This window comes from Rhizobium sp. 268, assembly GCF_036571585.1.
GTDB classification, from domain to species: domain Bacteria; phylum Pseudomonadota; class Alphaproteobacteria; order Rhizobiales; family Rhizobiaceae; genus Rhizobium; species Rhizobium redzepovicii.
In genome coordinates, this window is the sequence record NZ_JAPPSO010000031.1 from 18122 (window position 1) to 33684 (window position 15563).

The 15563-nt window shown below is 60.1% G+C and carries 12 protein-coding genes and 1 pseudogene; 7 read left to right on the top strand and 6 right to left on the bottom strand.

Annotated features, from left to right (window positions below; all coding sequences use genetic code 11):
* The first annotated feature begins 66 nt into the window (after window positions 1-66).
* From OS035_RS31820 to OS035_RS31850, 7 genes are all read left to right on the top strand, one after another.
* Window positions 67-663 (top strand): DJ-1/PfpI family protein, encoded by a 597-nt coding sequence (locus OS035_RS31820; RefSeq protein ID WP_131711864.1) that lies wholly within the window; start codon window positions 67-69, stop codon window positions 661-663.
* Between the two features lie 23 nt (window positions 664-686).
* Entirely contained in the window at window positions 687-1037 is a 351-nt protein-coding gene (locus tag OS035_RS31825; RefSeq protein ID WP_097630004.1) for a ribbon-helix-helix domain-containing protein, read from the top strand.
* A gap of 158 nt (window positions 1038-1195) precedes the next feature.
* Window positions 1196-1903, top strand: coding sequence for an SDR family NAD(P)-dependent oxidoreductase (locus OS035_RS31830; protein WP_097630011.1), 708 nt, complete (start codon window positions 1196-1198; stop codon window positions 1901-1903).
* 144 nt (window positions 1904-2047) lie between these two features.
* Window positions 2048-3181 (top strand): calcium:proton antiporter, encoded by a 1134-nt coding sequence (locus OS035_RS31835; protein WP_183782474.1) that lies wholly within the window; start codon window positions 2048-2050, stop codon window positions 3179-3181.
* Between the two features lie 131 nt (window positions 3182-3312).
* Window positions 3313-4077 carry a bestrophin-like domain gene (locus OS035_RS31840; RefSeq protein WP_179867211.1) on the top strand — a complete coding sequence of 255 codons (765 nt, stop codon included), beginning with the start codon at window positions 3313-3315 and terminating at the stop codon, window positions 4075-4077.
* Window positions 4078-4251: 174 nt separating this feature from the next.
* A complete protein-coding gene (locus OS035_RS31845; RefSeq protein ID WP_183782477.1) occupies window positions 4252-5448 on the top strand; it encodes an efflux RND transporter periplasmic adaptor subunit in 1197 nt (398 codons plus the stop codon).
* 41 nt (window positions 5449-5489) lie between these two features.
* Window positions 5490-8672 (top strand): efflux RND transporter permease subunit, encoded by a 3183-nt coding sequence (locus tag OS035_RS31850; RefSeq protein WP_097630007.1) that lies wholly within the window; start codon window positions 5490-5492, stop codon window positions 8670-8672.
* Window positions 8673-8686: 14 nt separating this feature from the next.
* Here the strand turns inward: OS035_RS31850 and OS035_RS31855 are convergent, their stop codons facing one another.
* The 6 genes and pseudogenes from OS035_RS31855 to OS035_RS31880 all read right to left on the bottom strand — a co-directional run bounded on the left by OS035_RS31855 (window position 8687) and on the right by OS035_RS31880 (window position 15355).
* Window positions 8687-9016 carry a hypothetical protein gene (locus OS035_RS31855; protein ID WP_097630008.1) on the bottom strand — a complete coding sequence of 110 codons (330 nt, stop codon included), beginning with the start codon at window positions 9014-9016 and terminating at the stop codon, window positions 8687-8689.
* The gene (locus tag OS035_RS31860) at window positions 9013-9801 is read right to left on the bottom strand and encodes a DUF2092 domain-containing protein (protein ID WP_097630013.1); all 789 of its coding nucleotides are present in this window, start codon (window positions 9799-9801) and stop codon (window positions 9013-9015) included. The genes OS035_RS31855 and OS035_RS31860 overlap by 4 nt, the downstream gene beginning before the upstream one ends.
* Window positions 9802-10002: 201 nt before the next feature.
* The gene (locus tag OS035_RS31865) at window positions 10003-10794 is read right to left on the bottom strand and encodes a hypothetical protein (protein ID WP_183782480.1); all 792 of its coding nucleotides are present in this window, start codon (window positions 10792-10794) and stop codon (window positions 10003-10005) included.
* Between the two features lie 366 nt (window positions 10795-11160).
* Window positions 11161-11385 (bottom strand): annotated as a pseudogene (locus tag OS035_RS31870) (transposase domain-containing protein); the annotation flags it as partial.
* 47 nt (window positions 11386-11432) lie between these two features.
* Window positions 11433-13961, bottom strand: coding sequence for a methyl-accepting chemotaxis protein (locus tag OS035_RS31875; RefSeq protein ID WP_183782483.1), 2529 nt, complete (start codon window positions 13959-13961; stop codon window positions 11433-11435).
* 204 nt (window positions 13962-14165) lie between these two features.
* Window positions 14166-15355, bottom strand: a protein-coding gene (locus OS035_RS31880; RefSeq protein ID WP_183782485.1) for an IS3 family transposase whose coding sequence is annotated in 2 segments (ribosomal slippage) — window positions 14166-15106 and window positions 15106-15355 — 1191 coding nt in all. Because the reading frame shifts where the segments join, the coding sequence is not laid out codon by codon here.
* Between the last annotated feature and the right edge of the window lie 208 nt (window positions 15356-15563).

Genomic DNA, 15563 nt, shown 5'->3' on the forward strand with positions numbered 1-15563 from the left:
TCCCATAGTACCTTCTGCCCGTCGCTCTTTGTTAATCTCCGGCGGTTGGTTTCAAAGGAGGATACGATGCCAGCTTCAAAAATCCTAATGATCACGGGTGATTTCACCGAAGACTACGAAACCATGGTGCCGTTCCAGACGCTGCTTGCCTGCGGCTACACGGTCGACGCCGTCTGCCCCGGAAAGAACGCGGGCGAGACGGTGGCCACCGCTATTCATGATTTCGAAGGCGACCAGACCTATTCCGAAAAACGCGGTCATAATTTCGCACTGAACGCCACTTTCGATAGCGTGCGCCCCGAAGATTACGACGCCCTCGTCATCCCCGGCGGCCGTGCGCCGGAATATCTGCGCCTCAATGCAGACGTTATCAAAGCGGTCCGGCACTTCTTCGATGCCGGAAAACCCGTTGCCGCCATCTGCCATGGCGCGCAGCTGCTCGCTGCCGCAGGTGTCTTGAAGGGCCGCACCTGCTCGGCCTATCCCGCCTGCCGGCCGGAAGTCGAGCTTGCCGGCGGCACCTATGCCGATATCTCGATCACCGATGCGGTCTCGGATGGTAACCTGGTAACGGCGCCGGCCTGGCCGGCACATCCGTCGTGGCTGCGCCAGTTCATGGCCGTGCTCGATGCGGCAGCGTTGCTCGAAACCAACGCCGCCTGAGGAGGCGGCACCGGGAGGATGACATGTGCGAATTGTTTATCAAGGCGGATGCGCGGCTCTGGGAAAGCACCACTCGGTCGCTGCGCATCGACGGTATGGTCACCAGCGTCAGGCTGGAGAACTTCTTCTGGTCGAAGCTTGAGGAAGTCGCCCGGCGCGACGGCATGAATGTCGTCCAGCTGATCACCCGGCTGCATCATGAATCGATCGATGCCGGCCATGATCTTGGAAACTTCACCTCCTTCCTACGCGTCTGCTGCGCCCGCTATCTCGACCTGCAGCTCACCGGCGACATCCCGGCCGATGTCACCCGCCCGATTTCCGGCCTTGACGCGCCCGATATCCTCGATCGCGAACGGACGAAATATCACTGACGGCGGGTCCGACGAAACTGTTGAGCAATGACGGCGGAACTGCCTGAAAAGGGCAGTTCCGCAAGATCTTCGACCTGGACGCGGATGCGTGGGCTTGCGCTGCGGCGCAGCCTGGATCAACAATGCGCGCCACCAAAGCCCGCCAGGAGATGATTGCCATGAACGACCAGAAAGCCGTCATCGTCACAGGCGCCGGCGGAAACCTCGGCAGCGCCGTTGTCCGCGAGCTTGCTGCCGGCGGAGCCAAACTCGTCTGCATGAACCGGTCGAACCAGGAGCTGGAAGCCTTGGCCGGCGATCTTCCCGCCTCCGTCGAGTTTCTGTCGATCGCCGGAACGGATCTCACCGATTATGCCTCCTGCGCCGCAGCCGTCGCCCGGGCCGTCAAGCGTTTTGGCGGTGTCGGTGCCCTGGTCAACACGGTCGGCGCCTTCCAGATGGGGCCGGTCGGGCCGGATGCGCCTGCCCAATGGGAGACGATGATGAACGCGAACGCCCGGACCGCGCTGACGATCAGCGCCGCGGTTCTCCCAACGATGAAGGCATCAGGCTATGGCCGCATCGTTCATGTCGCCGCCGCACCCGGCCTGAAGGCTGGCCCCAATCAAGCCGCTTACGCTGCCTCGAAAGCCGCCGTCATCCGACTGACGGAAGCGCTCGCTGCCGAATGCCGCGACGACCGCATCACCGCCAACTGTATCCTGCCCGGAACGATCGACACGCCTGAGAACCGCGCCGCCATGCCCAATGCGAAAACGGACGGCTGGGTCACGCCGCAATCGATCGCCCGCCTCATCGCCTTCCTGATCTCGCCGGCCGCAGCCGTCGTCACCGGCGCGGCAATCCCTGCGACCGGCCGCGAATAAGGCCAGGGCTATTCCGCTTTAGACGGTTGCATGCCGCTCGGCTTGAGGTACGATTCCCCTTCATATGATGCGAGACAGCGGGCGGGGCGCGATGGTGTTGATGATCGCATTGCGGCGGTATTTGCCAGAAGGCGGGTGGTTTCGATGACGGAGGGTCCCGCATTGCGCGCCGTCGGCGCTACCAGCCTGCTGCGCAAGGAATGGTTCCTCGGCGTCAGCGTTGCGACGAGCTTCGCATTTCTTGCTTTCCAGGAGCAGCTCTTCGGGCAGCTTTCCGATCCGCTTTGGTTCACCGTCGTTTTCGGGTGGCTGTTTGCCGTCGTGCTCGGCTCCGCTCTGTCGGTCGTGCGGCACGCAGACCACTTGGCGGAGCGGCTGAAGGAGCCTTACGGCACGCTTATTCTAACCCTTGCCATCACCTCGATCGAGGTGATGGCAATATCGGCTGTCATGCTTCACGGCGAAAACAACCCCACGCTTGCGCGCGACACGCTGTTTGCCGTCGTCATGATCATTCTGAACGGCATGGTCGGTCTGTCGCTGCTGCTCGGCGCGTGGCGGCGGCCGGAACAGCAGCATAACCTGCAGGGCGCCAACGCCTATCTCGGGGTAATCGTACCGCTGGCGACCCTGAGCCTGGTCATGCCGACATTTCTCGCAGGCCCGGACGGACAGCATCCATCGGCACCGAGACAACTGATACTGGGCATCATATCGGTCGGCCTCTATGCCACGTTCCTGTCTCTTCAGGCCGGCCGCCATCGGGACTATTTCGCGGATGACAGCAACCGTCAGGCGCCTCGCAGCGAACATGTCGTTGGCCGTGGGCCGGTCTGGCCGCATGCCGTTCTGCTTGTCACCTATATGGCTCCCGTCGTCTTCCTGGTCGAACAGCTTGCGCGGCCGATCGATTACATTATCGAAACCCTGCATGCTCCAACCGCATTTGGCGGTGTGGTGATGGCTATTCTTGTCGCGACACCTGAGGCAATCAGCGCCGTGCGCGCGTCTATCGCCAACAATCTTCAGCGCTCCGTCAACATTTTCCTTGGTTCGGTATTGTCGACGATCGGGCTAACGGTGCCGGCGATGCTTGTTGTTAGCCAGCTCTACGGACACAGCGTGACGCTCGGCCTGGAGCACGGAGATCTGGTGATGCTCCTGCTCACGCTTGCCGTCAGCATCATTACCTTTGCCAGTGGCCGCACGCATCTGATGCAAGGTGCGGTCCATCTGGTGCTTTTCCTGGCCTACGTGCTGCTCATTTTCCAGCAGTGACCTCCACCCATGCGAGAATAAGAAAGTAAAAATCTCCACGCTATGCCTGTCTTCCGCTATGGTGACAGTAACGATCGCGCCACTTGCAAGCCTCGCGGTGCTTACAGGGTTGACGTGATGGGGAGCGGAACTTGAACTCACTCTTGCTTGGCGGGTTAGTCTTTGTTTTTCTATCGGCGGCAACATCGATAGGATTGGTGATGCGCAACCGCTTGCCGGATCACCACCTCAATGCCGAATCCAAGGATGTCATCAGGCTGGCGACCGCGGTGGTGGGAACGCTGTCGGCCCTGGCGCTCGGCCTTTTGATTGCATCCGCCAAGACGACATACGACAATGCCGAAGTGGAAATGAGAACGGCGGCGGCGCGGGTGCTCCTGCTTGATCGCGTCATGGCGCAATATGGGCCGGAAACCGACAAGGCACGGCAGTTGCTGCATGAGTTGATCGAGAAACGGCTGAGCCGTGGCTGGTCTGCCGAGACCACCGACGATGCGTCCGGCAAGGCGCTCGGGGAATATCAGGATATCGAGGCGGTTCAGGGCGATCTTCGATCCCTCTCGCCGAGGGATGCCGTACAGCGTAGTCTTCAAACACGGGCGCTGGATGTGAGCGGGATGGTGGCCGAGACCCACTGGCTGCTGGTCGAATCCGGCAAAGAGGGTTTGCCCTGGGCCTTCCTCGCCGTTCTCGTCTGCTGGCTCTCGCTGCTATTTGCGACCTTCGGGCTGCAGGCGCCGGCCAACCCGACGGTGCTGTCAATTCTGCTCGTTTGCGCCCTGTCCGTCGCGGGTGCGATCTTTTTGGTGACGGATATGGCCAATCCCTATGTCGGGCTGATCCATGTTTCGGATGCACCCTTGCAGTCGGCCATCGAGCGGCTCGGAAAACCATAGCCACTTTGTGCCCGCAAACGGCGAACTCCGACTGAATTCAATTGGGATCGGCAGCTATTGCAATTTGCATCAATGCCGCGACATAATATCGCATGCCCGGAACTTTTCGGAGAAGGGTCGTCTCCGCCGAGGCACGCATGAAGACTGGGGCTCGTAAACATCGGGGCGGCGGCAATGCGTGTGAGATTGGATCAGGGTCTGCACCTCTTGGCGTTGCTCGCCGGCATAACAATTCTTGCCGGCTGCGAGGAAAGCGGCAACACCTATGTTCCTCCGCCGCCACCTCCGGTTCGGGTCGCACAGCCGGTCCAGCAGCCGGTGACGCTCTATTTCGAACTCACCGGCAATACGGCCCCACTCAATGCCGTCGATATCGAGGCGCGCGTCCAGGGCTATATCCAGTCCATCGACTACCAAGATGGCATGATGGTGAAGAAGGGCGCCAAGCTTTTCGGCATCGAGCGCGACACCTATCAGGCGCAACTGGATCAGGCAAAGGCATCGCTCGCCTCGCAGCAGGCCTCCCAGGTCGGCGCAAAGCAGGAATATGACCGGCAGCTCAATCTCATGAAGCAACAGGTCACCACCCAGACCGCAGTCGACAGCGCCAAGGCGACCCTCGACGAGGCGAATGCTTCCATCCTCAACGCCCAAGCCAATGTCGAACTCGCGACGATCAATCTCGGCTATACCGAGGTGCTCGCTCCTTTCGACGGCATCGTCACCGATCATCTCGTCGATATCGGCACGCTGGTCGGCGTGTCCGGCCCCACCAAACTCGCCAGCATCGTCCAGACCGATCCGCTGTATGCCTATTTCAACGTCAGCGAAACGCAGGTGCTGATGATCAAGGAAACCCTGGCAAAGCAGGGACATACCTTCAGGCAGACGGACCTCCCGAGCATACCGGCGGAAATCGGTCTGCAGACGGAGGAAGGTTACCCGCACAAGGGGCATCTCGACTACGTATCGCCTCAGCTCGACGCCTCCACAGGCACGCTCCAGGTCCGGGCCCTGTTCGACAACAAGGATCACGCCATGCTGCCCGGCCTCTTCGTGCGCGTTCGGGTGCCGGTCGGCCACAACGACAAGGCTCTGCTGGTGCGCGACGATACGATCGGAACGAACCAGCTCGGCAGCTACGTGCTCGTTCTCGGCAAAGACGACGTCGTCGAGCAGAAGCAGGTCAAGACCGGCCAGCGTGAAGGTGCGCTCCGGGTCATTCAATCCGGCCTCGATCCGGCCGACTGGGTGGTGACTCAAGGGATCCAGCAGGCCATTCCCGGCAGCAAGGTCACGCCCGAGAAAATCGAAATGAACCCGACGGCCAATGCCGCCGGTGATGCCAAGGCCAACTCCATCACGCAATGAATTCGCCACCACGCTTCATCTGAACGTCTGAGGACAACAGCATGATCTCGCGTTTCTTCATTGAGCGACCGGTACTCGCCAACGTCCTGGCATTGGTCTTCGTGCTCGTCGGCGCGGTCGCGCTCTACCAGCTGCCGGTGGCGCAATATCCGAATGTCGTCCCGCCGACGGTGCAGGTGACGACACGCTTTCCCGGCGCCAGCGCGCAGACCCTCGTCGACACGGTCGCGCTGCCGATCGAGCAGCAGGTCAACGGCGTGCAGAATATGCTCTATATGCAGTCGACCAGCGCCAGCGACGGCACCTATTCGCTGATCGTCACCTTTGCCATTGGAACGGATCCAGATCAGGCCCAGGTTCTGGTACAGAACCGCGTGGCGATCGCAATGTCTTCGCTTCCCGAAGCGGTGCAGCTTCAAGGCGTGACGACGCAGAAAAAATCGACGGCGATCCTCGGCTTCGTTAGCCTGACCTCATCAGACAGCCGCTATGACAGCCTGTTCCTGTCGAACTACGCGGTCATCAATCTGCAGAACGAACTCGCCCGCCTGCCGGGCGTCGGCAATGTGACGGTGTTCGGCGCCGGCCAATATGCCATGCGGATCTGGATGGATCCGAACCTGCTGCAGGCGCGCGGCCTGACGCCGCAGGATGTTGTCAGTGTCGTGCAGCAGCAGAGCCAGGAGGTCGCCGCCGGCCAGATCGGCATTCCGCCGGTGCCGAAAGGGCAGATCTTTCAATACACGCTGAATGTGAATGGCCGGCTGAACGAGGCCGCCGACTACGAGAATATCGTCGTCAAGGTCGAAAGCGGACAGGGCGGCCGCATCACGCGCGTCCGCGATATCGGCCGCGTCGAGCTCGGCGCCCAGACTTACAGCCAATCCTTCATGCAGAACGGCCGGCCGGCGGCCGGCATCGGCATTTTCCAATTGCCGGAAGCGAACGCCATTGCCGTGGCGCAGGCGGTACGCGCAAAGATGGATGCGCTCTCGAAGAGCTTCCCGCCTGGCCTCGAATATCATCTGCCGTTCGACACGACGAAATTCGTCGAGGCCTCCATCGACGAGGTTTACGTCACCCTGATCGAGGCCGGGGTTCTCGTTCTCATCGTCATTCTGGCCTTCCTACAGGATTGGCGGGCGATGCTCGTGCCGGCGACCACCGTTCCGGTCACCATCATCGGCGCCTTCGCGGCCATGGCGGCCTTGGGCTTCACCGTCAACCTGTCGACGCTGTTTGCCATCGTTCTTGCCATCGGCATTGTCGTCGATGATGCCATCGTCATCGTCGAAGGTGTGGCACGGCACATCGAGGCCGGAATGTCAGGCCGAAAGGCCGCCGAAAAGGCGATGGAGGAATTGCTTGGTCCGGTCATCGGCATCACGCTGGTACTGATGGCCGTTTTCATTCCGGCCGCCTTCCTGCCTGGCCTGACCGGCCAGCTCTATCGGCAGTTCGCCCTCGTCATTGCCGCGACCGCGCTGATCAGCGCCGTCAACGCCGTCACGCTGAAACCGACACAATGCGCTCTTTGGCTGCGCCCGCCGGTTCCGCCGGAGAAACGTAACGCCCTCTATCGCGGCTTCAACAAGGGCTATGATTGGGGAGAACGGCATTATGCCGGGCTGATCGGATCGATGACCCGTCACAGCGGTATCATGGCCATCGCAGCGCTCGCGCTGATCGGCGTCGCCGTCTGGGGGCTCTCCCGTCTGCCGACCGCCTTCCTGCCTGTCGAGGATCAAGGCTACGTGCTGATCAGTGCGCAACTGCCCGATGGCGCCTCGAAGGAACGCACCGATGTCGTCATGGAAGAGGTCGGCAAGATCGCCGAAGCCACGCCTGGCGTCGATCAGGTGCTGACCATCAGCGGCCTTTCCGTTCTCGACAACAGTGCCAGCCTGCAGAATGCCGGCGTCGCCTATGTCGTTCTGAAAGATTGGGACGAGCGCGGCAAGCAGAAGGGACAGGACCTGTTGTCGATCTACCAGCATTTGAACGAGGCACTGCAGCATGTGCTGAGCGCCAAAACGCTGGTGGTCGTGCCGCCGCCGATCCAGGGCGTCGGCAATGCCAACGGCTTTACCATGCAGGTCGAGCTCCGCAATGGCGTAGCCGACTATCCGCTGCTGCAATCGCTTGCCGACACGATTGTCAGGAACGGCAATGCCCAATCATCGTTGCAGAGGTTAAGCACGCCTTTCCGTTCGAACGTGCCGCAGCTTGCGGTCTCGGTCGATCGCATCAAGGCGGAAACGCTGGGCATTACCGTGGGCCAGGTCTTCTCCGCTCTCTCCGGCTATGTCGGATCGAGCTATGTCACCCAGTTCAACAAATTCGGCCGCACCTTCCAGGTCTATGCGCAAGCCGCTTCCGATTTCCGTGTCAGCCCTGACGATATCCGCAATCTGAAGGTCAAGGCCGGTGACGGGACGATGGTGCCGCTCGGCACGGTCGTCGATGTCACCTCGACGCAAGGTCCCTCGCTGATCAGCCTCTACAATCTCTATCCCACCGCCACGATCGTCGGTGGACCGGCCGCCGGTTTCAGCTCCGGCCAGTCGCTCGAGGTCATGGAGCAGATCGCCGATCATACATTGCCGACGGGAACCGGTTTCGAATGGACGGCGCTCTCCTATCAGGAGAAGGCTGTCGGCGGGCAGATCTACTTCATCTTCGCGCTCGCCATGCTGCTCGTCTATTTCGTGCTCGCCGGCCAATATGAAAGCTGGATCCTGCCGCTGGCGGTCATCCTGGCCGTGCCGCTCGCCCTGCTCGGCACGGTGGCGGCACTGATGGCGGCGGGTGTGGCCAATAATCTCTATACGCAGATCGGCCTTATCCTGTTGATTGCGCTGGCAGCCAAGAATGCCATTCTCATTGTCGAATATGCTCGGGAAAAACGGGCGGAAGGTATGGAAATCCTCGACGCGGCCGTCGAGGCCGCCCGCCTGCGTTTCCGGCCGATCCTGATGACATCCTTCGCCTTTATCCTCGGTGTGCTGCCGCTTGTGCTGGCGACGGGCGCCGGCGCATCAGCGCGCAAATCGATCGGCATATCGGTCTTCAGCGGCATGATCGCCTCGACCTGCCTCGCCATCCTCTTCGTTCCCTCGTTCTACGTGCTGCTGCAGCGCCTCGAGGAATACTGGAAGCGGCGCAGAGCGCCCGCAAACACGGCCGCGAGCGTGGAGGAAGCGGAGATATCGAACGTCGGGTGAGGCGATCGCAGCAATTATTGTACGATCACCTGCACATAGACGTTGCCGCTCTTGGCGTAATAATAACCGCCGCAGCGATAATAATAGCCGCCGTAATAGGGACCATAGCGGCAACCCGCCGGAAGCACGGCGATGGTTGTCGTCGTGCGTGTGACGACCCGCCGCGTCGTCCGGCGGGCCACACCAGCATAGGAGAGCGGCGTCAGCGGCCTGCCAATGACTGCACCCGCCGGTGTGGCAAAGCCGATCGACAGCGACATGGATCCCTGCTCCTCGATGTGAAAGCCGGTGAATGTCAGAACGCCGGCAAGGCCGAGGGCGAAGAACAGCTTCCTATAGGTCATTTTACCTCTCCCATATCGGCAGCCTCAGGCAGCTCGTCGAGCGACTGCAGCTCACTAAGATCGACCGTCTTTGCGCTGGCTGGAACCTCAATCGTGTAGGAAACGGCCGCGACATCCGCTCCGCTTTTGAAATCGCTGATTTCGAGCGTGTATTGCGGCGCCTGGACGACGTGTTTGCTGGTGATGACGTAACGGCGGGGTATCGGTTGCGGGCCGCTCTGTATCCAGATCTGCCAATCGATCTCAGGCGTCCGGAAGGCCAGATATTCGCATTCGACCCCATCCACGAACGCGCTGGAAATATGCTTGGCCTCCGTCACATCGGACATGAGTTCGTCATAGACATTGGAGGATAAAAGATCGGCGCCCGGCGCTTCGACGCCTGCGGTCATCAGCCTGTCGATCAGATCATCGAGCGAACCTTTGCCATCGATCTTGGCATAGGCGTCGAGGTTCTTGCCATGAACCGTCAGCGACGAACCGTCGAAACTCACGTCGAGGTCAGCAAAGCCGCCGGTCCTCGTGACGCGCAGCTTGTCGGGACGAGTCAGGTTGGCTGTGCCCGAACTGACGAACTGGAGTTTCTCGAAGGCGGGCGTCACTGCTTCGAGCGACGATTGGTATGTGAAGGAGATCGTCTTCTGCGCCGTTAGAAAATCGGACATCGTCTTCAGGAGAGCCTTCGCATCATCCGCCCACGCGCTCGTCGGCGGTGCGAGGCTGGCGGCAAGTGAGGCATAGAGGAGGATCCGCTTCAATCGCGGGAAAGAGAAAGTCGATGACATGGCAATGCCTTTCGTTCGTGTCGTCATTGATTTCATCGAATTGCGAATGGGCGACTGCCGAATCTTCCGCAGCCGGACATGACATGTGAGAGATGCAATGCAGGCGGGCAAACGGGCGCTTGCCGGCCTTCGCAGGATCGCGCACCAAATTTTTCGCTGGAGCGCGACGACCTCTTTCTGAGAGCAAGGCTCGAACGGGCGCTACAATCCCGAAGTCAGCACGCGATGGCACGCTGGTGATACGCGCTGCAGATTGTCGCGCAGGCAGGCAATGCCCCGCCCTCCCCCTAAAGGCACCATGCGGCACAAGGCCCGGAAGTCTGCTCCGCAGGTTTCCCGCAGGATCATCACTTCCTCACGCGGGGAGAAGGCTGGCATTGCCCGAGGGGCCGGCGTGATCGCGCCGGTGGCAGCCGCATCCCCAGCCGTAGGCGCCCCCGATCCCCCCAATGCCGCAACGGCTTGCTGACATGGCGCCGATAAAGCGGCATTATGCTGTTGCAAGCAGCTGAGGGCCGCCGCACCGCCCGGCGTGACACCGGAACATTGCGCCATGAAATCGCGCTGACAGGCCGATTTGACCGCATTGCGCTGCGCCAGAGTCGGCTGGTGCGCCGGGGTGGCGGTTGCAGGCGCCGGGGTGGCCGTCGCGGTATTTGCAGGTGCCGCCGGCGCAGGTTCCGCAGATGTCGACTTGGGCTTGACGTTCACCGCCGACACCGCTTTCCGGCAGCCTTCCGAAAGCGTAGCGCTATGCTGCTGCAGGCAGGTGAGCGCCTCGATCCCTCCTGGCGTCACCCCCGAACATTTCGCCATGAAATCGGAGCGGCACTCTGCCTTGATCGCATCGCGCTGCTCCTCGGTCGGCGCTTGCGCTGACGCAAACCCTGCGAAGAATACCAGTGCACTGAACGCAGACAACGCGGAGATTGCCGATAGAAGACGATGCCTCCGATGCGGAGACGTGAGTAGAGAAGGCCCCCATTTTATCATAATTCCCCCCTATAAATCCCTGATCTACTTCATCAAATCGAACTTCCCTCTGAATAGAATAATAGGCGCCGCCGAATGGACGGACGTTTTTCTCTACCGTAAAATATAAGATGCGCCTAATCTAGGTATATTAGAATATTATCCATTTAGCAACTATCTAGTCGTCGCTTGAAAGCAGCCCGCAACTCGTCGAAATAACGTGTTGCCTTACCCAATACGCAAAAACCCGCCGCTGGGCGGGTTTTTGCGTATTGGCAATTGGGAAAGATTGGTTGCTGGGGGCAGGATTTGGTAGTCTGTCTCTCTTCGTCGGCTTTGCCTCCTTGCAGGCCTCTGACAGGGTAATCATTCGCTGAGGGCCGCAAGTTAGGCTGCTTGGCCTTGCAGGCTCGGCCACCGCCAGTTCCACAGCAGCAGTTGCCCAAACCTAGTGATCGGGGTGTCGGCGATGCGGGCAAGCACGTCGGCAAGCCAGGCCTGCGGATCGATATCACTAAGCTTGGCGCTGATGGTTAGCCTAGCCATGAAGGCAGCGAGATCGGCACCACGGTCGCCGGCGAACAGCCATGACTTTCTGCCGAGAGCGCAGCCATGTATCTCTACGCGAGTTAACAGGCTCCCGCGAATACATCCAGCCGTCATGCCGCAGCCTCGTAACCTCTTGAAGCCGAGTTCTTGGGGCCTTCCAGCCGAAAGCGTGCAATCATGTCGGTAAGTGCAAGCGCCTCGGACGACAGCTGTCGGGTGGCAGCATTCGTCTCTTCCACCATCGCCGCATTTTGCTGCGTCATACGGTCAATATCGTTTACCGATGCGTTGATCGAATGGAGTGTCGTTGCCTGGTCGCGGCTTGACGAGGCCATAAGCTCGATATGCCCGACAATGTGGACGATCTCGCTGGAAATCTCTATCAGCGCATCGCCGGTACGGCCGACGAACTCGGAGCCGGACGCAACCTCGCGGACGGAATTGTTGATGAGTTCGCCGATTTCCTTGGCCGCGCGCGCCGATCGCTGCGCCAGCTCCCGCACTTCCTGCGCCACGACAGCGAAGCCCTTGCCGGCCTCACCCGCTCTTGCGGCTTCGACTCCCGCGTTTAAGGCCAAAAGGTTGGTCTGGAAGGCGATAGAGTCGATGGCGCTGACAATCTGAACGATCTTGCCGGAGGCGTCCTCAATTCGTCCCATGGCCGAGACCGCGTTTTGGACAACTGAAGCGGAGGCGTCTGCACCCTGTTTGGCGCGTTGCACAAGTGCAAGCGCTGCTGCCGCCCGCCCTGAAGAGGTGTTGACGGCAGAAGAAATCTCCTCCACAGCCGCTGCGGTTTCCTCAAGTGCGGCCGCCTGCTTTTCCGTTCGGCTGGCCAGGTCATCAACGGCTTCCGCCATCTGGCGGCCATTGTCGCTGATGAGGGAAGACGTCTCGCGGATATCGCAGAGCGTTTCCCTGAGACCCGCGATCGACATGTTGAAATCGGTGCGGATCCGGTCGAGTTCGGAGGCAAAGGGCGTATCGATCGAAAAATTCAACTCCCCGCGCGACAGCCGCGTGAGACCCTCTGCAAGCGCCTCGATTACGGCGTCAACCTGGGCCTTGGCGCTGCGTCGCTCGAGTTCGTTGCGGGCGCGCTCAGATTCCGCATCGCTACGAGCGATCTCGGCCTGGTGTTCCATTTCGACGTTCGATAGCGCATTTTGTTTGAAGACGGAAAGCGCACGGGCCATTTCCCCGATTTCGTCGCCTCGTGCCTCGCCGGTGATTGTGGTATCGAGCCTTCCCTCTGCGATCTTGCGCATCGCTGCGGTAATCTGGGTGATCGGTCCCTTCAGGGTGACGACCAGCGCGGCACCCGCGGTCATAGCAATCAGGATGCCGATGACAATCGCGCCGCCAGATATCCTATTGGCCTCTTGACGATCCTGCCCAGCATTTTGCCTCTGCGTCTCGGCGAATTGAGCAAGCAGGTTCCAGGTGTTATCGATCTGCCCCGCAGCGCTGTCGAACTCAGCCAGCTTGCGCGCCGCACCTTCGGAGAGCGCTGCCGCGTTCGCCGCGAGCAGATCGAGGACGGGCTGAGCCTTCTTCGGAATTTCGCCAAAGACGGGATCATCGTTCACCACGCCGGCGAGACGGCCGAGCTCGGTCTGATACATGTAGATCGACTGCTGGACTTTCTTCACTCGCGCATCGTCTGGATTGCCGGCGAGTTCGGCGAAGCCGACGCGAATCTCGTTATTGCTGTTAACGATGGCGCGCAGCGCGTTGCCGACATTCGTCGCCTGCGAGATATCCTTGTCCGACGCGGCAAGCGCAAGCACGGAGGTCCGCATCAGATCGTCGCCAATCGTCTTGAGACTGTCGCCAGTTGCAGCAAGATTGGCGACGGCGGTATCCGTTGCTGGGACATCCAACGTGTCAGGCGGCACTTTCGAAGCGTTGGCGATGGCATCCACTGCAGCGGCATACTGCGCGGCAAGGGCTTGTTTGTCGGTCGCGACAGCAGACGAAAGCTGCTCCTTTGCCTTTAGCAATTCGGACGCATATTTGGCTAGCAGGCTAACTTTATCAGCCGGCGTCGTCGCATTCGTATAGTCATTGCGAAGTTTTGTCGCGACACTGGCGGCGGCGCTGATGGAGACGGAATTGCTCAGGCCGCTCTTGTTAGCATTTTCCATCTTTTTTGCACTGGCCATCAGCATGAACGAGCGCTTGCCAACCTGCCCTTGCAGGTCAAGAAGTGCCGCGGAAGCAGCGTCCACATCACTGAGAATTTTCTGCTGTCCCGTTTCGATTTGCCAGATCGCTTCGATCTTTTGCGGGATGATTTGCGACTGATCAAGCGCCCGGTCAAGAAGCCCCACATCGGTCGTCGGCCTTAGCCTCTCGATCGTCTGCTTCAGGTTTGCCAGTTGCTCTCGGGCGTCCGTAAGCGCGGTATCACGGGCTTCCTGCGACGGCTTCATCAGAAAGCCGGTCATGCTGGAAGAAACATGTTTGAACCCGTTCAGGGACTGCAAAACATGGTTGGAGATCTCCATCCGTCCCTCGAGAAGGCTGGACGCGTAGTACCCGGTCAGTCCCACTGCGCATAGGCTAATGACGAATGGCGCCAAAAGTACGAGCACTTTCGTCTGAATGCGAACCCGCGACATCAAACCATTTACCACGACTGCATCCCCACCACCGATTGGAGCTAAGCTGTCATTTTTTGCTTAAGAACCGATAAATGGGTTGATCCGAGGGTTATGCACGCCTCATCTGTCGCGGCGAGGACGTGGTTCAGACACTCGAAGCGGTGTAGGCGGATCGGCTATTCATTGTCGCTTGGCCTTGTTGCGGCCCCCTGCTGAGGTTGACCTTGCCCCCAAGTTTTATCCAGTTTTGAGTTCGCTCCAGCGGTTTTTGGTTGCTGTATTTGGGGCGGTAGCGGCGGGTTGCGGTGCGGAGCCATTTCGGCTGCGCAGCACCGCATCACGTCGCGGATTGATGGTCTGAGCGAACTCGGCGGGCGTCAGCCAGCCAAGGCCGGAGTGCGGTCGATGATCGTTGTAATCGCTGCGCCAGTTTGAAAGCGCTGATCGAGCGTGGGTCAATGACGAGAAGAGCGTTTCATTCAAGAGCTCGTCGCGCAGCCGACCATTGAAGCTTTCGATGAAGGCGTTCTGGATCGGTTTGCCTGGTGCGATGTAGTGCCAATCGACTTTGGTCCGGTCGGCCCATTGCAGGATCGCGTTGCTGGTGAACTCGCTGCCATTGTCACTGACGATCATCCTGGGTTTGCCACGTCTCTCGATGATCCGGTCCAACTCACGGGCAACCCGAAGGCCGGAAAGGGACGTATCCGCAACGAGAGCCAGGCATTCTCTGGTGCAATCGTCGACGACCGTAAGCACCCGGAACCTGCGTCCATCGGTGAGTTGATCCGACACGAAGTCCAGTGACCAGCGATCATTGGCGGCAAGCGGGATCAGCATCGGTGCTCGTGTGCCTATCGCTCGCTTTCGGCCGCCACGCTTGCGCACCGTCAGCTTCTCCTCGCGATAGAGCCGGAAGAGCTTCTTGTGGTTCACAAGGTGTCCCTTGCGCCTGAGCAGCACATGAAGGCGTCGATAGCCGAAGCGGCGGCGTTCGTGCGCCAACGCCTTCATGCGCTCGCGAAGGCCCTGATCGTCGCTGCGTTTAGTGTCATAGCGGATCGTCATCCGGCAAAAACCGATGGCTTTACACGCCCGTCGTTCGCTCATCCCACGTTGGTTCATGAGATGTGCGACAGCTTTCCGCTGGGCTGCGGGCGTCACCACTTCTTTCCCAAAAGGTCTTTCAAAGCGGCATTGTCGAGCATGGCATCCGCCAGAAGCCGCTTCAGCTTCGTGTTCTCGTCCTCCAGCGTCTTCAGCCGCTTGGCCTCGGACACCTCCATGCCGCCAAACTTGGCTTTCCATTTATAGATGCTGGCATCGCTGACACCGTGCTTGCGGCAAAGCTCCGCGACCGGCGTGCCCGCCTCGTGCTCCTTCAGAATGCCGATGATCTGTTCGTCCGTGAAACGGTTGCGCTTCATTCTCTGGTCCTCTCAATGGGCCAGAGCTTACTTCAAAATGGATTATTTCAACGGGGCAAGGTCAAGGTGTTAACTCCTCGGGTCCGGAAACGCAAAAAAGCCCCTGCATGAGAGGGGCTTTGGAGTATCGAAGGGAAAGGATTGGTTGCGGGGGCAGGATTTGAACCTGCGGCCTTCAGGTTATGAGCCTGACGAGCTACCGGGCTGC